Below are 20,592 nucleotides of genomic sequence, written 5' to 3' on the forward strand. Positions count from 1 at the left end.
TCCCGCAAAATTAGAACGCCATCACGTTCCCTGCCTATCACATTGTGCAAAACTTCTACTTCCCAAACCTTGAAATCCCAAACCCTACAACGGTCCCCTCACCTTCTTTACTCTCAATATTCAGCCCTCGACCATAAAGCCGAGTCAAGCGGCTATGCGTATTCAGCAGCCCAATCCCGCGATTTTCTCTTCCTGCCGGTTTCAACAACTGGCTAATCTGCTCCTCATCCATTCCAATCCCCGTATCCCTCACATAAAATTCCACCGTATCCGCTTGCTGTACAATACGAATGCCCAGCGTTCCACCCTTGCGCTGGCTTAGCAGTCCATGCCTGACCGCATTCTCTACTAGCGGCTGAATGGTAAGCGGTGGAATCGGCATGCCCTTATCAACATCCGCCTGTATTTCCCACTCGACCTTAAGCCGCTCGCCAAAACGCTGCTGCTCAATATATAAATAATTTTCCACCAGCTCAAGCTCCCGCGACAGCGGTACCAGCTTGCCTGCGGTGAGAAAGTCAAAGCTAATACGCAGGTAAGATGTAAACGCTTCTGCTAGATTTCTCATCTTATCCGCATCAACTTCGCTTAACGCCAAAATCGAGTTCAAAGCATTAAACAGAAAATGCGGCTGGATCTGCGCCTGCAAATAAGCGGCCTCCATGCTTAATCGTTCATTAACCGCTTGCTTGAGCGATGAAAGCGACCCCGCCCGATACCTTAGCTCCAGCGCATCTACGGGCTTGGTAACATAATCGTTCGCTCCCGCCACAAAACCGGCATAAATGTCTTCCGGCTCGCTGCGCGCGGTCAGCAAAATAATCGGCAGCTCATACAGCGTAAAACGCTCGCGAATTAACCGCGTCAATGCATACCCTGATATGCCGGGCATCATAACGTCTGCAATAACAAGGTCCCACTGCTCGCGGTGGAGCTTGTCCAATGCTTCTTGCGCGGAAAACGCCATTTCAATTTGGTACATATCCGCGGACAAAATATGAACCAGCACCTTAAGATTGACAGGATCATCATCAACGGCCAGCACACGAATTCGTTCAGCACCTCCTTCAGACTTTAAAGCAGGCAGATCGACTTTGGTTAAATCATAACGGGCGGCTGCTATTGCGTCCGCTCCTGCTGCAAGCTGTGCGCCGACAGACGCCAGTGGTTCCGCTTCCTTTTTCACAAGAATCATCGGTTGAGTCAGCGCATCCTCCACACTCTCATCAAACACGGACAAGTTAAAGCTGAACATACTTCCCTTGCCCGGCTGGGATTGGACGAACAGCTCGCCGCCATGCAATTCGACCAAGTCCTTGCAGATACTTAGCCCGAGCCCAATTCCCCCTCTGCCAGAAGCGCCTTGCTCGTAGCGCTTGAAAGCACGCTTTTGCATCAACTCATCCATACCCACTCCTGTATCCGTCACACGTATCTGCACTTGCCTGTTTATGAGCTCAGCAGCCAGCTCCACGCTTCCCTCTTGGGTGTATTTCAATGCATTGTGCACCAAATTAATAATAATCTGCACTAATCGTTCTTCATCGGCATAAACACGCGGCAAATTTTCCTTCATGTCCATCCGCAGCTTAACCTTCGTGCCCTCGGTCAAAAACCGCAGCATATCCAGCACACCAGCAGCTACTGACTGAACTTTCACCGCGGTCATTCGTACTTGAATCCTTTTATCCTGGAGCCTGACGACGTCCAGCAGATCATTCAGCATAAGCGACATCCGGCGGCTGATCATAATGAGCAGCTCCATGTCGCGCTGGCTTTGCCCATCCAGCACGTGTTTTTTTCTTGTCAGCACGCTTTGGGCAATGTTCATAATGCCGTGCAGCGGCGTGCGCAGCTCATGCGACGTATTGGCGAGAAAACGATCCTTCAAGCGATTCGACTCCGCCAATTGGGCGTTGAGCGAAACATTTTCATGCCAATTGTGATAATATCTTTTAAACCAATGGGCCGAGAAGCTGGTAATCGCAGCAATTAAATCGACCGGATAAAACATATATTGCGACGTTCCGGCGTAATACACCGTTCCCCACAAAATATTATTAATGACACATACGACGGAAAATAAGAGAAATAATGCGCCTTCTGCCTGATTTAACACCATTTTCATAAAATAATAGGTCGTCCAGAACAAAGGGAGGTAATACAGCAGCATGTATAGCCCCGATTCTATCGAATAAAGCACCAGCTCTAGCGGACCCATTGCGACAAAAATCGTATACGCCGCTAGTAGGCAGACGTAGCTATAAAACAACAGTCCTTTGCGGGTAACCCCAATAAAAGCCCTGCCCATCATGAGCAGAAAGAAAGAGAACCATGCGTACGCATAAGCTTTCAGCTTCAACGTCCATCCAAAATCAGCAGGGATTAACTGGAATAAAAGCCCATGGTGATGGACGGCAACCGTCATGGCCGCTGCAATCATCATGAGAAAAAACATAATAAATTCTGTTTTTCGAACATTAATCAAATAAATGATCAGCGCATATAACGCATGCAGCAGGAAAATGACAATGACGATTAGCTGAAAAGCACTGGAATAGGTATAGATTCGGTCAATGCCTTCCTCTGTGCCCATCTGTACAGAACGAATAATGCCGCCGTTCAGCGGCGCTTCATAATTGGATGCTCGAATGAACAAATCCAGCTCCACTTGATTTTCACCGTCATAGCTCACCTTGAATGACTTATTTTCGGAAACATGTCCTTCCTGCCCCTCGTCAAGCTCACCGAACTTGGTCAGCAGCTCCCCGTTAATCTCCACCTCCGAAGCGGTATAAATGGATTGAAACCACACGCTAAGTGGCTCCACCGAAGGCCGATCGAGCAAAATCCGCACATAATACGTTCCGTATCCGTATGCCTCTTGAGCAGCATGGTCGAAGGCCGCATTCCATTTGCCCGGCACCTGGAGCAGCTGTCCCTTAACAGCGCTTTCTACATTAGACGCGCCAACCCATTGCCCCGCATAAAATAACCATTCTCCGTCCAGCAGAAATGGCTTGGATTCATCCAATTCCACACCGCGCAAATCCAGCACGCCTTGCTTTACCGTTGGCGTTTTCTCTACGGTGAGCTGATTTTGCCAGCTCCAGCGCACAGCACTCAGCAGCAAAACAAAAAATACTAAGTAAATGACGTGGCTTAACTTAATCTGTTTTCTCAAAATGATTATAAACCCCTCATTTACCGTTACATTCTATTTCTCTCAAATATAGCGCATGCTGCTAAAAATGAAAATAGTGGGAATCATAGCTGCTGCCTGGAGCGTTGCCCATAACCTTGATTCAGCAATCTCAACGAATGCAAAAAGGGAAGCCCGCTTCCTTCCGGCTTCCCTTTCTTATACGCTGCATCAATCGCTACTGTCTTACATCCGCTTTCTGACCGGTATCCATATTTCACTTCTAAACGCTGCGGACGTGACGTCCTTGTTCTCATTCCACAAAAGCTCCGGCCCCTCCACTTGCTCATAGCTGGAAGACGGGAACCACTCCGAATAAATGCGGCCCCAAATTTCTTGAAGCGTACCCGGGAATGGCCCGACTGCTTCAAATGCGGCCCAGGAAGATGCTGCAACCTCCAATTGTGAAAATGGCTCCGGACACGCGAGCGTTGTGGCCACGCCAATATAATGGTCCAGCTCGCCCTTCTCCTCCATCCGGCCTTCCGAGAAATTCGCCGAGCCGCTAATCATGCCATAAGGCTCGCTATTGGATAGCTGCTTGAGCGCTGTTATCTTTTGCTCGTCCAAGCTTTGCCACATTGCCGCGATTTCCGGGTTAACCCCGTTAAACTGGATGGGCACCCGCTTGTGAATGCCGACGATGCGAAAACCCGCTTTTTCCTCGATGCGATAATTCATTTCGACTCCTCCTTTAACGATTAACTGGAAGGTCATGCGAGGGCAAACCTTTAACGATGGTCCGCTGCTTCTTGCTTCGGATGGCGTAACCCCATGATAAAGCTGAAACGCCTTCGTAAATGCGTCCGGTGATTGATAGCCATATTTCATCGCAACGTCGATGACTTTAACCTGGCTTTGCTGCAGCTCAAAGGCAGCCAGCGTTAGACGCCGGCGGCGAATGTACTCCGACATCGTAAGCCCAGCAAGGAATGAGAACATTCGCTTAAAATGATATTCCGAGCATAACGCCCGCCTTGCCGCCTCTTTAAAATCAATCTCCTCCGTCAAATGTTCTTCAATATAGGCCAATGCACGGTTCATGTGCTCAAGCATCTTTAGTTGCCCTCCCTTCCACACTTGTAGAGTATCAAATTCGCCCCGAAGGAGTCCGACAGTTCATGCACCAAATTGACGGGTTCGTTTAAGGTTTTTTAACAATCAAACGTAATAATCAGACGTAGCTCTGATGGTTCTCTCCTTCCAACCAAACGGTTGACGACATCCAAGAAAGCACGGCTGCATTCCATATAATTTACGGTATCCATATAAACTTTTCCGTCCATCGTTTCGTCTTCGAATTCAAACACTTGGTTCCAATCGTATTCTAAGATTTCTTTGGCGGTAAACCAAGTAGTACTGTGATACTCACCATATTTCATTTGAAGCCGAATTTCAGGACTAACATCGTCAGGCAATCCGCGCGGCTCACTAATAAAAGGCATTTGGTCAGGGTTCCGAATATTGGCGAGAATGGCGAAGAGATCATAATTCCTATCTTTAAAAATCATATCCTCCCTCTCGACTACCCAAGGCGCCTCTTCGTTACGTTCTGGATACAGAATGGCCCAGCGGCTTCTAGTCCATTTATCAATTGAAATCCATGTTTCTGTATCATCTAAGCCCGCATACCGATACATTTTTTGCTCTACAAAACAATGAATATCCGTCCCCATCTATTTCCTCCATGATTAAGGCTTCAACTGCAACAAAAGATGATAATGCGCATAAGCCTTCTCGGACAGCTTATCCTCATCCGCCCAAAACTGCTCATCCTGCTCTTCGAGCGCATCGCTCTCTTCCTCCGTCAGCACCTTCGGGATGTCCCAAAGCGCTTCCAATCGCGGATCATCCTTATAGGCATCAATCACCGCATAGCAGCCTGTGAGAATATCCAGCGCTTTTGGCGCTGCAATTGTGTTTAAAGCACGAACGGCGTGCAAATAAGCTTCATATCCCCAGTTGCAAAAAAACTGCAAAAATCCGCCGTTATACATATCGGCTTCCAGCAGCCATAAAGCCGCGACTTCCTGCTCAGCCTCCGTTAGGGAGCCCCAATCTCCGCCAGCCTGATTTTTCTTGTCCGTCATCACTCACCACTCCAAAAAACAATCCTCAATCAGCGCCTCAAATGAGTCTGCCAGTGGCTTCATTTCCCCATTATCGTGATAGCAGATGAGAACCTGCCCAGCCGGATTAATGATAATAGGATCGCCGGAGCCATCCATTGATATCACATAGCTGCTCTCCAAAAGCTCGGCAAGTAAACTTCCTTCAAACTGCTCTCGAAACTCCAGCGTCAAATCAACAACCGTTTCTTTTCCAATGCTGGAGCCATTCGAGAACGCATGAACAGCCAGACCCGCATACGCACCGCCAAATTTCTGAATAAAATGAACATAGTCCGCATGAAAGCTTACATTCAGCCGCTCCTGTGCCATTGCGATTTCTTCTTGGCTGGCAGCAATGCCGACTAAAGAAAGATTATCCTCCCGATAAAGGAACGCCTTTAGTCGTTCCATAAGCTCTTCTTTCATATTATCCATGCCCTCCTTGCCGATAATAACCAGCTTCTGTTTCATTTTAGCTTCTACTATTCCTGCTTCCTGCTCACCATGCTCTTGCTTCCTATTGTACCATCCTATTAGCGTATTCCACCAATTCTTCCTCCCCGATTTGCCTTTTTCCATGCGTTGCTATTAAGCTTAGGTTTGAAGGGCATTCTACATCATTTATACTAGACAAGGAGTCTACATAATGGATAAAAAACGGATGAAAGCGCTCAAAAAGCTGTATAAGTATGCCAATTCCCACTACGATCCAGATCGCAGCATCAGTTTATATAACACGGATATTTTGGAGCCAAGTGAGCGTGAACTGCTTGAGCATTATAAGTGGGAAGCTAATAAAATCGAGCTGCTTACCCATGACGAGCTGAACCGCAAGCTCATTTCGCTTCAATCCATTGAAGCATTTTCATGGGGCAGCATTACTGGCGTATTCATTGCCGGCGTCGGCGGCAGCTTTCCAGCAGGTATCTCTTCTTTAATGAACTATAAACAGATGATTTATATGCAGGAGCATCCGTATGAGCAGGCGGAGCGTTTCGTATGCTGCAAATATTGCGGATTCAGCAAAGACCAGTACGAGCATCTAACGTATATTCGGTACGCCATTCATTTGGGCAATGCTTATGATTCGACAGTGGGCGCATACGCCCATTTGACCGAGCTAGCTGAGTTGACTGAGCATGGCCCCATTGTTCCAACGGCTGAGGATATTCAAAAGTTCACCCAGCTTCTGCACTTCATTGATGAAGCCCAGGACGATGAAACGCCCGGCAAATTGGAGAAGCGCCTTACCGCAGCGAAGCTTCTGAAAGGAACACCTGGCATGCGCCGCAGCATTCTGAAATCCCTAGCATCGGTAGGGGTACTGCCCAATACGGTTCTCCCCCTCACTCCTGATTCTTGGACGAATATGGAGGACATTTTGAACGGCGAGCTTCAGCTAAGCAATACGAAAGGACGCTCCGATATGGAGATGCCATGGGCAGGCTGGAAGGGCGAGCTAGGCGTAGACTGGGATAAAGCGCGGCAGCTGTTCGGGGAATATATTTCAGGCTAATCATATGCAAAACTATTCGGAATTGACCAAAATATGCCGCGAAAGCAGGGTGTAGCTATGCAGGTACAAATGGTTGAAAAAATAATTGCGGAATGGGCGTCAGTGAACGCCGATGCCCTTGGTTTAGAGCCAAATCATATCCATGCGTCATATATTTATAACCCTGGAGGCTTCGGCAACTTGTCTGTCCGGCTTACGGACGGCCACACTCAGCTTCATGTCAAGCTGGCCCCACCTAGCAAGGCTGCGCGTCTGCGGCAATGGGCGGGCGTCAGTGATTATCTTGCCGAGAACTACACCGCGCCCAGGCTGGTCCATGCAATTGAGTACGAATTCGTGCCGGGATATCCCTACGGACTCGTTTTTGAATTTATCGAGAAAGCGATCCCGCTTATGGAAACACGGAATCCTGAGGTTACGCTAACGGGGGTCATAGAGACCGTCGCTAAGCTCCATCGCGACGAACGTCTTCGCGGAATGCTGCCTAAGGCTGAGACTCGCAATTATGCGGAGGCGTTCGAGGACGAGTATATTACCCGGTTTACGGAGGATCTCGAAGAAATCCGAAATTCGCGCGAGCTGCTCCGTGATTTTGTATCGGACGAGACGATTTTGTGGTTTGGGGAAGAGGTTCAGAGGCTGCGGGATATCGTTCGGCACACCCCAGCATTTCTACACCCTGCGAGCGATGTTGTTCATAACGATCTGAACAGCAACAACGTATTAACATGCGACAATTACGGCTTCCGGATAATCGACTGGGACGACCTAACTGGCCAGGGCGATGCGGCGATGGACTACTCGGTACTGCTTTGGCCATTAACGAAGGATCCGTCGTGGTCGGTATGAAGAGATAAAGTTCGGGCAGAAGCGGGGACTGCGGCCCTCGAACGGTTGGAGCTATATTTTCGGGCGAAGCTGCTTGATGACGTCATCGACGTGCTGGCTGATTATGTAGAGGCTGAGAAGGTTCCAGAACATCGGGAGGAAGCTCAGCGCACGACAAGGGCTATGCATCTTCATTCGTATCCGCAGTATCTCGCCAAATACGGTTTTGATAGTGGACAGCACTTCGCAAAAAAAAAAAGAGGCTCCGAATTCTAGAGTCCTTCCTCTGTATAAGGCCATTATTATGTAACCGAATACAAATGGTTATATTTTGTCATCGTGGAGGGCTTATGTTGGAACTGGCAGAGCTTGTGGAACCCGGCGAGAAAAGCTTGTATGCGAATGCCGCGGAGCGGATTTTGCGTTCGTTGGCGAATTATGCAACTTGAGAGCAGCTGGAGCATGAGGCTATTTTATTGCAGGGCACGGGCGGTGGAAACAGCTGTATCGATGTATCGCTAATCAATAGAGATAAATGGCATAGGACCATTTGATGAGTTCCGCAATCGTCGATCCCGATGTGCCACTTCGTCTCCTTGCCTGGACGATTCCGTCTCCGGAGCTTCCCACGACCAGACGGAAATGATTGGCGCATGTCCTTCGCCAGTAGTATATAGCGTAGGGTTATAGTAACGTACGCCATTTTCAAAAAGAGTCTGAAAAGACGTTATGTCGGCATCGGCGATCTCTATCGCCAGCATCTCTATTTCTTGCATAGCTTTCATGGCAATGGCCCTCCTTCCCAATAGTCAATCAGTTCAGATTATTTAAGAACGTTCGTCACTATCCGGCACGATCAAATCCAGTCTGTGGGGGAACTGACCAACCCAACATCCTTAAAAATAAATTTGCTACGCTATCATACTTAAAACAAGGACTTTTCCCTACCCCATTATAAATAGAACTTGTAGACTATAAGTTACATCATTACTAAGATAACGATATTTTCTGAGCATTCTAATTCCTCTCACTAGTGTTGCATAAACGTTCAGATACATTTAGTTAGAAAATTCAGAAATTAATATCGCTGTTTAAAAATCAAAAGATAGAACTGCCCTTAAAGGTATTTCTATCCACTTGGTAATTTATGTATGTTAGACTGGGTATCGTCTGTCTACTCTTCGCTTTCGTTCTTACGAGGAATCCTTACGTCTTCTTCCGACCGACTTTCGGCTGGGTGGTCGTTTCATACGATTCAACCATTGTCCATAAGGTTTCCACAACAGTGCTTTGAGCCAGCGGCTTAGTTGCAACAACGAGTGTGTGACTTCGACTTCTCGCTTCGTTAGCGCAAGCAAACAAAAGGCAATGAGTGCGATCCACACTTGGTTTCGAACGGCTTCCTCGCTTGTTCCATAGAAATGCTTGAGTCGCAGATGTTGTTTCATCCACTTGAAAAACGTCTCGATTGCCCAGCGACTACGGTACATATCTGAGATTTCATCACACGTCAGATCAAAACGATTCGTCACGAGAATGAGCAGGTTTCCTTCGGAGTCTGCTGTTTCAACCATGCGAAATACGTGGTTGGTACGCTTTTGAGCAGAGCCTATACGTACCTTCTCGTCCATGGTTACCTTACTGCCTGTTGGGATTTCAAAGCTCTCTAATGGTTCAATAACCGCATTGATCTTAAGGCGAGTAACGAAGTGAATGCCGCGTTTAGAATAAGAGTCAAAAGCTTCGTAGTCCACATATCCACGGTCAAAGACGTATGTCATGCCTTCCTCATTTATGAGCGAATCCATCTGTGTACGATCATTTTTCTTGGCTTCCGTAATTGTGGCTCGTTCTGGTACAACATCGTCTACATCAACAAAAGCTAAACGTAAATGAAGCTTAATACCGGCTTTGGTCTTCCGGAAGCTTGCCCACTTGAATTGCTGTAGACACAGTGAAACGGTGGTCGAGTCGATCACTTTCATCGCGGTCCGTTTATCTGGAGAAGTACGGTGCGACAAGACTTTCGCAGCCAACTGCTCGAATACGTGCTGAAGTAGGCCGGGATCGACTTGGTTATGTTTGCGACAAAGTTGAGTTGCGGAGATCGATGAGAATCCAAGTTCCCGCTGGAATTCAAGGTTACTGACATCATCAGCAATGTCCCGTAGACTTTCGCGGTTTTGCAACTGAGCATGCAGGAAAAGCTTGCAGTAAGCGATTGTCGTCAGCTTTTTGACATACTTGTCTTGGCCGCTTTCAGCGATGGAATCTTTGAACGATTTCGTAATAATAGGTGAAATCCATTTACCAAATGAAGAAAATAGGGTATCCTTATCCATGCGATTGGTCCTTTTTAGTGGATTATGGACAGGAACTACCTGCCATTCCATTGTAAAGGATCTTTTTTATGTCTAGGTACAGTAATTACAGAAAACATTGAAAATTCAGAGAACATTTATGCAACGCTAGTGACTTCATTTCCATAATTTCCGAAATAAAAATCAGCCGCTGCCTAATAATTTGGCAGCGGCTGATTAAGTTTTGTTTTCTTGCAAGGAGGTCCACTGAGTCCATTATTATCGAACATCGTCCTTGACGAATTAGATATGGAACTGGAATAGAGGAACCTTCGCTTCGTGAGATATGCCGTCCTCGACAGTCTAAACTGCAAATGGGAAATGAATGTGAAGTTTTAATGCGGTTCCATTACGACTTTATGAAAGCACTCTTGCCTTAAGCTATGGCTACTACTGTCTTCACCATTCGGGACTTGAACACTAGAGGTAGCGTCCATGCTGGGCGCACATTAAAAAGGCTGTCGGAAAATCAACAAACTGAAATCTGATCTTACTTTGGAATAGCTGTTACTATTAAGTCCTGATCCGTAACGGCTATAATTTATTTCATCTTTTATGAAGCACGTGTTCCTCAGACCCAGGGAAGTGTCCATGTCCCTGACGCTCGTTCGTTTTATATGGCATGAATTTGCGTTGATTGTGAAGCGCAGTCTTCCGCCGTTACCGTAACCGTGATGAGGCCTGCGCCCGTTGGACGTATGACCGCTAACGCTCTGCCGTCGAACGTTGTGCGTTTGGTATCGAAGAAGTTTTCCTCGGGCTTCGGATTGGCGCTGCCGAAGCCTTGCAGCACACCTGGTCCTTCTAACTGTACCGCTACTTTGCGGTCGGCTGTGTTGTATAAATTTCGTGCCCCGTCAGTTAGGGAGATCGTTACGAACGAAAGGTCGCTATCAGAAGCAGCAATTTCAGTGCGATCCGCCTCAATTTTCAAAGTGATGGCGCCGGTCGCCGAACGAAGCGTCATTCGTCCGATTTCTTCTCCCTTTGCGTAGGCTACCGCTACGATTTCGCCAGATTCGTATACCGTGTCGAACTCCGCTTTGAAGCGTTGCTCCTCGCCCACGGCGGCTCTCCCTACCGATTTGCCGTTCACTAGGAGCGCAACCTCCTCTGCGTCGGCATATACTTCCACCTTGATTGGCTTACCCTCATAGCCGTTCCATGACCAACTAGAGACGGAATCACTCCAGCCCCACATCGACGAAATCGCCTGTTTGTCATAATACTCCGGCCGCAGCACCGCAATGTACGGGTCCTTACGAAGTCCGAACACGATTTCGCGATAATAGGAAAACGGCCGACGGTAACCGGTAATATCGATATCTCCTACCATAGCCGTTAGCCAAGGATAAGCGCCAAAGACACCGCCCGCCAATTCACTTTGGTCATAAGTGACTTTTCCGATTCCCGATTCTCCGAGATAATCCCAGCCTGTCCAGGTAAAGTCACCTATAATGTGGCTGTTCTCCTTCACCAACTTCCAATTCTTATCGATGCTCGATGCATACGTCTCTCCGCCAACGATCACCCGGTTCGGGAAAAGCTCCTTATCCTTTAAATAGCGGGAATCCCCATAGTTATAGGCAGCAATGTCCGCATACGCAAACGACTCTGTCGTTTTTGCCGTAGCTAAGTCACTCGCGGTGATCGCGGCCATAATATCTTTCATATTGTTCATCATTGTATTGATGCCATCACTGTTGTCCTCAGAGTCGCCGCCACTTTGCCTCATTTTCTTGAATTCGTCCATAATGGAAACCATAAAGTTAATGGAATTCGTTACAAAGCGGGTATTGTCTAGGGAACGAACCATCTCCGCCAGCTTCCTCCCCCACACGGAATCGATGGCACGTCCTGTTTCCGGGATTTCATTGCCGATTGAATACATGATAACGGATGGATGATTGTAGTTTTTGTTGACCATCGCTTCGATGTCTTTCTCCCACCAGAGTGGAAAATGAAGCGCATAATCGTAATCGGACTTGGTTGAAGTCCACATATCATAGCTCTCGTCCATGACCAGCATTCCGAGGCGGTCGCAGGCGTCCAGCATGGCTTTGCTTATCGGATTATGCGCACTTCTCAGGGCATTGAAACCCGCTTCTTTTAAAATTTCGACGCGGCGCTCTTCAGCCCGATCAATCGTTGCGGACCCGATCACGCCATTGTCATGATGAATGCAAGCGCCGCGCAACTTCACGACCTCCCCGTTGATGCTAAGTCCTTTGTCTGGATCAATGGATAACGAACGAATGCCGAATGTATTCATCTCCTCGTCGATCTGTTCCTCATCGGCCACAAGACGAGTCCTGCAGCTATATAAATTCGGCTGCTCCACGCTCCACAGCTTGGGCGATCTGACATAGACACGTTGGCGAAGCGTAGCGCTTTCCCCTGCGAATAGGGTTATGGTCGCGACATCGCTGGCCACGACTTTCCCGCCTGCATCCACGATTTCCGTCTGCACGTTCACTGTGCGGGTGTGAATCCCTTCGTTCTCGATGACGTTTGCTACGGCAACTACTGCACGATCGCTAGTAATATCCGGAGTGGATACCTTCACGCCATCAAGGGCGATATGGACCAATTCTCCGACGATAAGCTTCGTATTGCGATAAATACCGGCACCTGTGTACCAGCGGGAGTCTTTATAATTCATCGCCACGACTTTGATTTCATTGTCTTCGCCGTATTTAAGGAATCGGTCCGCTTTAATGTAAAAATTCGTATAGCCGTTCGGACACTGTCCCGCAAAATCGCCGTTGATATACACCATCGCATTAGCATATACGCCCTCAAACTCGAACGTTACTCTTTTTTCCTTGTATTCAGCAGGGACAAAAAATGTCTTTTTGTAGTCGTATTCACCTTCAGGAAAATAGCCAACGGCGTTTAGATGTTTACCGGCATCGCTTCCATCCTCAGGCTTCTGACGTTTTCTTACGATCATCTCGTCATGCGGCAAAGTAACAGGCTTCGGCTGCACCGGTGTACTCGTCATTTCAGAAAAAAAGCCGCTTTTTTTGCCTACTGTCCAGTTATCGTTAAAAGAAACTCGAATCATTTTTAGCATCCTCTTTCTCATCATAGGATTAGAGACCCCATTTGGGTCTCGTTGTCTAAGCGTGACTGCTATTGCTTCTTCACAATTTTGCGTCCCGTACGTTTCTCGACGACCCTCAGCATCGAGCTAACGTTATGACGCAGTCGCTTCAGGTCGATTTTCCCTTCGCGAACTCCGTTTATGATCGGTGTAACGAACGTGTTATCCGTAGTACCAGGAGTCATCCAGCCATTTCCTGCTTGAATGGCCGCAACTACATCTGCCGTATCGTATGAATTCCAATCGGTCATAACGAATCCTTCGAAGCCGAACTCCCGGCGGAAAATCCCCTGAATCATTTCCTCGTCCTCGGCCGCGAATACCCCGTTCACCGCATTATATCCAGTCATGATTGCATCCGGTTTGTGCACGCGGATCGCTACTTCGAACGCCTTCAGGTAAATCTCGCGAAGCGCGCGTTCTGTTATGATGCTATTGTTCCGTTTTCTTGCAGACTCACAATTATTGGCTACGGTATGCTTTAAGCAACTGGAAACGCCATTCTCCTCAAGCCCCTTGCTTTGATTCCCCGCCATAATGCCTGTCAAGTAAGGATCTTCACTGAAATATTCAGGATGTCTGCCGTTGAGCGGGTTCCGGTGGATGTTCATTCCGGGAGCCAGAATCATATGAATATTGTTCTCTTTGGCCTCTTCCGCGATGACCCGGCCAATGTCGTAAGCCAAATGTGGATTGAAGGTTGCGCATACCGTATTGCTGCAAGGCATACCGATATTCGGCTTCACAATATTGACACCGTTATTTCCGTCGGCGACGGTATATTCAGGCATTTCATAAGGTTCAATCAAGTAAACCCTACCCGCTTCGCCCTTCTCATGCATCCCCCAGCCATGGGAAGCGCACACACTCAATCGCGCTAGTTCTTCCACGCTCATTCCATGAACGATCTCTTCAACCTCGTCCGGTACTGGGTAGCTCTTTCTTTGAGCATTCGTTGATAGTTCTGTAACGCCTTCCTTGAATCCTGAATGCTTCCCGCTCGGGAATGCCGGATTTTGCTTGGATAACACTTGCAGGGATACAGGAGGCTGCATCGCATTTTTTTGTTTTGGGCACAGTTAGATTGTTCGGTTTCTTGCAATGCTTCCGTAATGATAGGCGCTTTTCTTGGGAAAACGCTGTTGAGTAGAGCGATCCACGGCGATCAAGCCGAATGTTTTTGAGAACCCAAGCTGCCATTCAAAGTTATCCAATAGTGACCAATGCAAATATCCTAGCACGGGAATGCCGTCGGAAACACAAGCATGTACCCCCTCCAGGGCACGGTCAATGAAAGCGACCCGCCGCTCGTCATCGTCCGTCCCGACACCATTCTCCGTCACAACAATCGGCTTCTTCAAACTCTCATAGGCGTAACGAATGACAGCCTCCAACCCTTGAGGATAAAATTCATAGCCCATTTGGGTCTTTTCCGCCCCTTCAGGAACAGGAAGAAGACCATCGGGACCATATACCGAACGTGAATAGTTTTGCAACCCGAAGAAGTCGTCGTGTTCAAGATAGGGGAGGAACTGAATGAATTCTTCATGCAATTCTTCCGCCGCGAGCTCCTCTCCGCCTGGAACGGATTGGACGTCGAACAAAGACATCGTAATTCCGATTTGTGTGTTCGGGCTAACCTTGCGAATTGCCGTCCGTGCCTCCGTATGCGCGCGGTAAATGATATCCATTCCCTGATCGGTAGCAGGAGCCAAGAAGGTGTGTACTTCGAGCGGCGATACGCCGAAGGCTTTTCCCAGTTCGGTATAATAGGATTGTATATTAGACATGTCCGTATTGATCCCGACCTGCGCTTTCCCTGCTTCTTTATACCTTTCCATGATTTTTTTGATTCCGACGGGCATATTTGCTTCATTAATCGTACAGACATACGGGATCTCATCTCCCAGTCTGGACATGACATACTCGCAATAACGGGCGAATCGAGCCGGTGTCTCTTCCGAATGCCATCCTCCCTCTCTAATAAGCCATTGCGGAGACGTGAAATGATAAAGCGTTACGATTGGGGTGACCCCGTATTCTTTGCAAGCTTTCAGTACGTCTTGGTAATGTCGAATGGCCGATTCATCGAATTGCCCTTCCTCCGGTTCGATCCGAGCCCATTCGATAGAGAACCGGTAAGCATTTAACCCGAGCCCCGCCAGAAGACCAATATCGCCCCTGTATAGATTGTAATGGTCAACCGCGCTGCCAGATGGCTCGGCAAACGTACTTCCTGCCAAACTCTCCATTAACCAGTAATCAGAGTTCAGGTTGTTTCCTTCTACTTGATGAGCGGCAGTTGATGCCCCCCATAAAAATTCCTTTGGAAATTCACGTGTCATGATAATAATTAACCCCTCTCTTGCAGTCTATTAAAAACCTTTATAGAAACTATATTAACGTAGAGGATTGCTTTCACGTTATACGCAAGGCGACAGATTCGATTACCTATTCCGACAAACTTTTCAATAGGTCAAATTGTAGTATTTTGATTATGATTGCATTTATATTACTCATTATATGAAGGGGGAGGCTCTATCCTATGTATCTAGATGAGGTAAAGATTGTTTATGTCTCTCAATTACTTGGGCAGATTACAAATATGCCCCTATTCGCAGTACGATCGGATGGAAGCCTGCTCGATCAATATCAATCTTTTATACGACCGCATCCGCTACTGCTACTGTTACCTCTGTTCAAGCAAGCATCGTAGTTACACGCTCAAATTCTTCGATGAGCCGTCTTAAATCTGCTTTTGCTTCTTATGCAGCGGCTTGTTCTCCGACACTACATTTCGCTAGTGCGATAAGTTGTGCAGCCTTCTCAAGCCCTGTTGAGCCCCCAGTTCGCTGCATATGCACTCTCCAGGCGTCAATGACATCCGGTACTCTATAGTTCTCGAGATCCTGTGGGCATGGAAAGGTTTTAAGAGTTGCCAATGATCGTTTACAAGAATACAGAAGGATATTCGGGAAACCGAATGTCCAGCCAACGTACTATCCGATTCTGTAGCCGTACACTATTAGTCACCCAGATCTCCCGATCACTCATTATTGTCTTTATTCGTTGAAACACAAGTGATCGACGTGTGTACTCATAGTTGAATCCTCGGCTCACTCCGTCTGCTATGACAAGAGCATCCTTAGGGTCATTCTTCGATGGGCTGTTGTCCCTGTTTTCCTTATTTCTCTTGGTCGTGGCGGATTAACCATGACCACATGTACGCCTTTATATGATAACCAATTGGCTAAGTTAAATCAGTAGTGACCGGTTGGTTCCATGCCGATAATGAGCTACTTTAATCGATATTTCCTGAGCAACGTGCGTTTCTTTGGCCATGTCGATCCCGATGACAAGATGCGAGGTGGTAATCTGTTCAATCCGTTGATTTTGTGCATCAGTTTGCTTAAACTTCTTAATAAGAGCGCCTCCTAGATGTGTTGTCCACAAACCCATCATTACCAGGCGCTCCATAGGAATACTGCCAGATAGCTTAATGACAACACCTTCATCATAAGTGGTTATTGGAAAGCATGATGTGTTCTCCAAATCGGCTAAAAATATAAGTTCTTGTCCTCGAGTTTGGACAAGAACTTATATCTTTAAAATAAAAAAGCCTTAATTCATGCGGCTTCTAATCCCTATACGTTCTTGTCCTCTGACATATGCTGTCGAAGGACAGTGAAAATTTTCTATACCATCTTGTTCCTCGAGTCATGAAATTCTATTCTTCCAATGAAGCTTGTGAAAGTAGACTAATCGGATTTATTTTACGAATTCCTGAGATAATTAGTAGTGCAAAACCACTAAAGGCTACAGCAGGATCTAATAACGATTTAAACAAAGAATCGAACAAATTTTGAATACCCCCTGTGTTTTTCTATATTATTCTATTTTTGATGAACTAATAAGTTTCATATCCCCTTTATATTCTTCTTTTTTAATTAAATTAAACCATAAATGGTAATAACATGATAAATGTTCCCTGCTGCATTCCCCCCTGATCTGTGCGATGACCTTAGCTTCTAGTAGAACCAAAATTTAAACGGATATCTTTTTCTCAACCACCCGAGTTAGGATGAAAATAAAAAACACGGGACCGGAATGATGGCTATGAAAAGCAATAGAAATCTATCCAACATCTGCATTATTTAATAAGAACTTAGTCTCGACGGAAATTCACTTCCTTCTGGACTGTACCATTTCTTCCTTTCCATTCAACTTTAAACACTTCGATATCAGTTGAGATATAGCGCTCCCAGATATTATCTCCAAACCCCCACCCGTCGGGCATGGTTTGTCGTTTCCCCTGCTTACTTACTACATAATCTTCTTCTTTTAGTAGGATGCAGCCGACTAAATTTTTATCTAAAAAGTGATATACCTCGTTTCTACTCATCCCGCCCCCATGCTTAAATAAATGATCCAAAATAGTCTTTCTAGGAATAACATGATCGTGTCTCAGCAGTTTAGATTTTGTACTTTCAGGAACATTTATATTTACTAATGCCTTTTTTGACCAGCAAGGACAGCCTGTATACTTGCCGAAAAACTCTGTCCAATGCCATGTGATTTGAAAAATCACAGCATGTTTGGCGGCCAGTGACAATGTATCTACCCGTAGAACGTTATAAATATCATTTGCCATTTCCTCTTTTGTCCGATAATGTTGGTTCTTCTTACTTATTTTTGCCATAAGCAATACACCACCTTAATACTTTATTATGTATATGATGACTATCAGATAAATCCCACCTCCCGCCTTATAAATCCACATTATAAATGATTATAAAAAATCCCCCCTCTGAGTATGGAAAGACTTTCATAATAACTATTCTGATTATTACCCCAACAAAACTGCCAATCGTTCCACCGGCAACTTCATCCGAAGGACCACTTCGTGACTTTGCGTAGTTGCCGGTGGTAACCATCGATAACGTTGGTTGTGAAAATCAGCTTTTGAATCTCAGTGGGTATTTAAAGAAGGTTGCCAGTTCCTTCCCGTTATTTCACCAGGAACAATACTTCGTACCACAGAGTTCCTCGAATCGTTCAAGCTCACCGAGAGCAGCGTCTTCTGTGGTCGCCTTGTAGATCGGCATTAGACCTGCTATGAGCCGACAACGGCATTGGACGTGAATATCCTAGGCACAATTCTGTTACTGATGCAATACATCAGTAACAGCCATTATGCTCATTACACATGACCTTTGCTTCTTAACAAAATAATCCAATCTACTTTAACTTATTCATCAGCGCGGATATTGATTTCCTTGCACCACTAATTTTACGTTGCTTCAGTTGCATTTCTATTTTTTCATCAAGTATTAACTCTATACTTAGTAACAAGACTGGAAACATTTCAAGACAGGATTGCTCACTTAACTCATGCATTCCCTTGCTTAGGATTGAATAGATCGCTTTATTCTCGACTAAGAATTGAGGAAGCAAATCTGAAAGTAGTTCAATTCTATCTACCACTCGCCCTTTTATATACAGTTGTTCATCCCACGAAGAAACTTTTTGTTTAGCTTCTTGGTGAGCCTCTTCTAAACAAGTTTTCAAATATCCGTCTCAGATAAACAAATGAACCACTCCCGATACCATGCGATACCAATCCAATCGCCTTATTTAATTCTCGATGACTTGGTTTGTGCTCATCTTGGTCTCTGCCATCGAGTTTCTATCCCGTTTGTAACAATGACAATCGGCGCTATTTCAGGAAGAAATCTAGCATACGAAATCCCCTGATCGCGATCATCATCAATAAGCTCCAATCCCTCATGTTTAAGTTTTAAGAGAGCTAAGTTTCTCTTTCATTGTAATAGGAGAATGTCTAACCTCCCATCAGCACTATTTCTATTGCCTGCATTCATTTTTACGTGATTATGGCCAAGCTTGAGTGAAAATGTTTTTTGATGTTTCAATTCCAATTGGAACAGCCTCTGCGCGGCCAGCGGCGGATCCGGCACGATGGTACCGATTCAGCTGACGGGTACCGTCTTGGCGGAAGTTGCCAGAGACAAGCTCCTTTCGCTTATGTTCAAGCGTGACAATATCGCGGCCACCACCGGAGTCGACCTGGCCTCTAAAGAACATGCGAATGCAGCATGCAGGCCGATTCTCGAAGTTTCGACGCTCCGTCAGTACTTCGGCCTCATTGAACAGCTCCATGTCCATTTGATCCGGATGCGTCTCCTCGCTGGAAGTACTATAACGCTTCTGCTGAGCCAGGCGGAACTGCTCTTCGTACCATTTAAGCTTGGCAGACAATTCGGCGATTTGCTGTTCCTGCTTCAAAATTTTTTGTTGGAGTACTTCGGGGTTAGGAGATTCCGTTCAATTTTCCATAGGGTAAGATTTCACCTTTGCACATGCTATGCCTGCTGAGACATATGGCGATTTAAGTAAGGAATGATTTGCTAAATGGCGATGTGCCTGCCGCTGACTAAGCGATATTGATTTTCGGAAATCTGTGCTGCCGCAAGCGAGATAAACGTGCTGGGTCGAAAGCTCGTTCAGCATGACGGGATACTTACTTTTATTCATGGTTTTTTATGGACTGTCGAAAGAAATCCTGTTCTCTCCACTGTGTGGGGGTCATATTAAAGTGTTTTTTAAACAGCTTCGAAAATTCCATCTGATTGTCATATCCGACACTATTGGCTACTTCTTTGATGGTCATACTGTTTTTTTTGAGTGATTGTGAGGCCATATCCATTTTGAGTGAAATGATAAACTGCTGTGTGCTTATGCCGCAAATGCTTTTGAAGATACGCGCCAGATGGCTGCGGTCTATGTTTAGAAAATGTGCAATTTCAGAAACGAATGTCCGTTTGTGAACATTGCTTCTAATATAGTTTTTGGCATAAGAAACATATGTTTCTGCGGTATTCTCATCTTTCTTCGATAATTTACCCTTCGTCAGCGCTGCGATAAACGGCCAAAAATGGCTCATGATCGTTTCAAAGTCAGTCCAGCCTAAATCTATTATATTCTTCAGCGCGATTCCGACGCCGTTATCATCATTTATAACGTGGTTATCGTGTGAGAAGCCTGTCACAGACATAATCTTCTCCGAGAAGCTGCCGTCAAACTCAATCCAGCGATAAAGCCAAGGATCATTGTTATCCGCCTTATAATATGCCGTTTGTTTCGGAAAGATCAGGAAAAACTGGCCTGCGTGTACTTTATAAGCTTTTTTATTAATATGCAATTCGCCTTGCCCGCTGTAAATGTAATGGATGAGATAGAAGTTTCGCACTGCAGGTCCAAAGGAATATCCGCGATCACACTGCTGTTCACCATATTGCATGGGATAAACATCGGATGAGATTAAAGGGCTTTTCGCATAATAGAGTTTCATTGAAATCAGCTCCCGCAATTAATATATCACATTTCCCCATAATCACTCGTTAAAAACCTATTTATCAACACCTTTATTTGTCCTATCATAACAATGAAAA

18 protein-coding genes and 2 pseudogenes are annotated in these 20,592 nt (G+C 46.1%); 3 read left to right on the plus strand and 17 right to left on the minus strand.

Annotation, left to right across the window (positions count from 1 at the left end; translation table 11 throughout):
* Positions 1 to 55: 55 nt before the first annotated feature.
* From MHB80_RS16285 to MHB80_RS16305, 5 genes are all read right to left on the minus strand, one after another.
* Complete coding sequence (locus MHB80_RS16285) at positions 56 to 3,184, minus strand: ATP-binding protein (RefSeq protein WP_341277980.1); 3,129 nt, start codon at positions 3,182 to 3,184, stop codon at positions 56 to 58.
* Between the two features lie 204 nt (positions 3,185 to 3,388).
* Positions 3,389 to 4,258 carry an AraC family transcriptional regulator gene (locus MHB80_RS16290; protein ID WP_341277981.1) on the minus strand — a complete coding sequence of 290 codons (870 nt, stop codon included), beginning with the start codon at positions 4,256 to 4,258 and terminating at the stop codon, positions 3,389 to 3,391.
* A gap of 98 nt (positions 4,259 to 4,356) precedes the next feature.
* Positions 4,357 to 4,878 carry a hypothetical protein gene (locus MHB80_RS16295; RefSeq protein ID WP_341277982.1) on the minus strand — a complete coding sequence of 174 codons (522 nt, stop codon included), beginning with the start codon at positions 4,876 to 4,878 and terminating at the stop codon, positions 4,357 to 4,359.
* Positions 4,879 to 4,893: 15 nt separating this feature from the next.
* On the minus strand, positions 4,894 to 5,292 hold the full coding sequence (locus MHB80_RS16300) for a DUF4375 domain-containing protein (protein ID WP_341277983.1): 399 nt from the start codon (positions 5,290 to 5,292) through the stop codon (positions 4,894 to 4,896).
* Positions 5,293 to 5,295: 3 nt separating this feature from the next.
* The gene (locus tag MHB80_RS16305; RefSeq protein ID WP_341282999.1) at positions 5,296 to 5,739 is read right to left on the minus strand and encodes an SMI1/KNR4 family protein; all 444 of its coding nucleotides are present in this window, start codon (positions 5,737 to 5,739) and stop codon (positions 5,296 to 5,298) included.
* Positions 5,740 to 5,959: 220 nt separating this feature from the next.
* Between MHB80_RS16305 and MHB80_RS16310 the strand changes: the two genes are divergently transcribed.
* Genes MHB80_RS16310 through MHB80_RS16320 form a run of 3 tightly spaced genes read left to right on the plus strand, consistent with a single transcriptional unit; the run spans position 5,960 to position 7,933 of the window.
* Positions 5,960 to 6,829, plus strand: coding sequence for a hypothetical protein (locus MHB80_RS16310; protein WP_341277984.1), 870 nt, complete (start codon positions 5,960 to 5,962; stop codon positions 6,827 to 6,829).
* 57 nt (positions 6,830 to 6,886) lie between these two features.
* Positions 6,887 to 7,678 carry an aminoglycoside phosphotransferase family protein gene (locus MHB80_RS16315; protein WP_341277985.1) on the plus strand — a complete coding sequence of 264 codons (792 nt, stop codon included), beginning with the start codon at positions 6,887 to 6,889 and terminating at the stop codon, positions 7,676 to 7,678.
* A gap of 45 nt (positions 7,679 to 7,723) precedes the next feature.
* Entirely contained in the window at positions 7,724 to 7,933 is a 210-nt protein-coding gene (locus MHB80_RS16320; protein ID WP_341277986.1) for a hypothetical protein, read from the plus strand.
* A 242-nt stretch (positions 7,934 to 8,175) separates the two neighbouring features.
* Here the strand turns inward: MHB80_RS16320 and MHB80_RS16325 are convergent, their stop codons facing one another.
* The 12 genes and pseudogenes from MHB80_RS16325 to MHB80_RS16380 form a co-directional block, all read right to left on the minus strand.
* Positions 8,176 to 8,442, minus strand: coding sequence for a DUF4303 domain-containing protein (locus MHB80_RS16325; protein WP_341277987.1), 267 nt, complete (start codon positions 8,440 to 8,442; stop codon positions 8,176 to 8,178).
* A gap of 408 nt (positions 8,443 to 8,850) precedes the next feature.
* Entirely contained in the window at positions 8,851 to 9,999 is a 1,149-nt protein-coding gene (locus tag MHB80_RS16330) for an IS4 family transposase (protein WP_341277988.1), read from the minus strand.
* Between the two features lie 631 nt (positions 10,000 to 10,630).
* Positions 10,631 to 13,084, minus strand: coding sequence for a glycoside hydrolase family 2 TIM barrel-domain containing protein (locus MHB80_RS16335; protein WP_341277989.1), 2,454 nt, complete (start codon positions 13,082 to 13,084; stop codon positions 10,631 to 10,633).
* Between the two features lie 68 nt (positions 13,085 to 13,152).
* Positions 13,153 to 14,019: a glycoside hydrolase family 3 N-terminal domain-containing protein gene (locus MHB80_RS16340; RefSeq protein WP_341277990.1), complete on the minus strand. Its 867-nt coding sequence runs from the start codon at positions 14,017 to 14,019 to the stop codon at positions 13,153 to 13,155.
* 183 nt (positions 14,020 to 14,202) lie between these two features.
* Positions 14,203 to 15,468, minus strand: coding sequence for a family 1 glycosylhydrolase (locus MHB80_RS16345; protein WP_341277991.1), 1,266 nt, complete (start codon positions 15,466 to 15,468; stop codon positions 14,203 to 14,205).
* 604 nt (positions 15,469 to 16,072) lie between these two features.
* Positions 16,073 to 16,255, minus strand: coding sequence for a hypothetical protein (locus MHB80_RS16350; RefSeq protein WP_341283000.1), 183 nt, complete (start codon positions 16,253 to 16,255; stop codon positions 16,073 to 16,075).
* A gap of 123 nt (positions 16,256 to 16,378) precedes the next feature.
* Positions 16,379 to 16,585 carry a hypothetical protein gene (locus tag MHB80_RS16355; protein ID WP_341277992.1) on the minus strand — a complete coding sequence of 69 codons (207 nt, stop codon included), beginning with the start codon at positions 16,583 to 16,585 and terminating at the stop codon, positions 16,379 to 16,381.
* A gap of 703 nt (positions 16,586 to 17,288) precedes the next feature.
* Positions 17,289 to 17,822, minus strand: coding sequence for a hypothetical protein (locus MHB80_RS16360; RefSeq protein ID WP_341277993.1), 534 nt, complete (start codon positions 17,820 to 17,822; stop codon positions 17,289 to 17,291).
* A gap of 200 nt (positions 17,823 to 18,022) precedes the next feature.
* Positions 18,023 to 18,246: pseudogene (locus MHB80_RS16365) on the minus strand (transposase); the annotation flags it as partial.
* A 115-nt stretch (positions 18,247 to 18,361) separates the two neighbouring features.
* Complete coding sequence (locus MHB80_RS16370; RefSeq protein WP_341277994.1) at positions 18,362 to 18,691, minus strand: hypothetical protein; 330 nt, start codon at positions 18,689 to 18,691, stop codon at positions 18,362 to 18,364.
* 585 nt (positions 18,692 to 19,276) lie between these two features.
* Positions 19,277 to 19,429, minus strand: a pseudogene (locus tag MHB80_RS16375) (hypothetical protein); the annotation flags it as partial.
* A 238-nt stretch (positions 19,430 to 19,667) separates the two neighbouring features.
* Positions 19,668 to 20,492, minus strand: coding sequence for an AraC family transcriptional regulator (locus MHB80_RS16380; RefSeq protein ID WP_341277995.1), 825 nt, complete (start codon positions 20,490 to 20,492; stop codon positions 19,668 to 19,670).
* Positions 20,493 to 20,592 lie beyond the last annotated feature (100 nt).

Source organism: Paenibacillus sp. FSL H8-0537, from assembly GCF_038051995.1.
In the GTDB taxonomy this organism is placed as follows: Bacteria; Bacillota; Bacilli; order Paenibacillales; family Paenibacillaceae; genus Pristimantibacillus.

Coding starts and splice junctions, on each gene's coding strand:
- MHB80_RS16305 (WP_341282999.1), bottom strand. CDS start 5,739: ATGAAAGAAGAGCTTATGGAACGACTAAAGGCGTTCCTTTATCGGGAG.
- MHB80_RS16330 (WP_341277988.1), bottom strand. CDS start 9,999: ATGGATAAGGATACCCTATTTTCTTCATTTGGTAAATGGATTTCACCT.
- MHB80_RS16340 (WP_341277990.1), bottom strand. CDS start 14,019: ATGAGCGTGGAAGAACTAGCGCGATTGAGTGTGTGCGCTTCCCATGGC.
- MHB80_RS16315 (WP_341277985.1), top strand. CDS start 6,887: ATGCAGGTACAAATGGTTGAAAAAATAATTGCGGAATGGGCGTCAGTG.
- MHB80_RS16380 (WP_341277995.1), bottom strand. CDS start 20,492: ATGAAACTCTATTATGCGAAAAGCCCTTTAATCTCATCCGATGTTTAT.
- MHB80_RS16290 (WP_341277981.1), bottom strand. CDS start 4,258: ATGCTTGAGCACATGAACCGTGCATTGGCCTATATTGAAGAACATTTG.
- MHB80_RS16335 (WP_341277989.1), bottom strand. CDS start 13,084: ATGATTCGAGTTTCTTTTAACGATAACTGGACAGTAGGCAAAAAAAGC.
- MHB80_RS16345 (WP_341277991.1), bottom strand. CDS start 15,468: ATGACACGTGAATTTCCAAAGGAATTTTTATGGGGGGCATCAACTGCC.
- MHB80_RS16300 (WP_341277983.1), bottom strand. CDS start 5,292: ATGACGGACAAGAAAAATCAGGCTGGCGGAGATTGGGGCTCCCTAACG.
- MHB80_RS16310 (WP_341277984.1), top strand. CDS start 5,960: ATGGATAAAAAACGGATGAAAGCGCTCAAAAAGCTGTATAAGTATGCC.
- MHB80_RS16295 (WP_341277982.1), bottom strand. CDS start 4,878: ATGGGGACGGATATTCATTGTTTTGTAGAGCAAAAAATGTATCGGTAT.
- MHB80_RS16325 (WP_341277987.1), bottom strand. CDS start 8,442: ATGAAAGCTATGCAAGAAATAGAGATGCTGGCGATAGAGATCGCCGAT.
- MHB80_RS16360 (WP_341277993.1), bottom strand. CDS start 17,822: ATGGCAAAAATAAGTAAGAAGAACCAACATTATCGGACAAAAGAGGAA.
- MHB80_RS16355 (WP_341277992.1), bottom strand. CDS start 16,585: ATGATGGGTTTGTGGACAACACATCTAGGAGGCGCTCTTATTAAGAAG.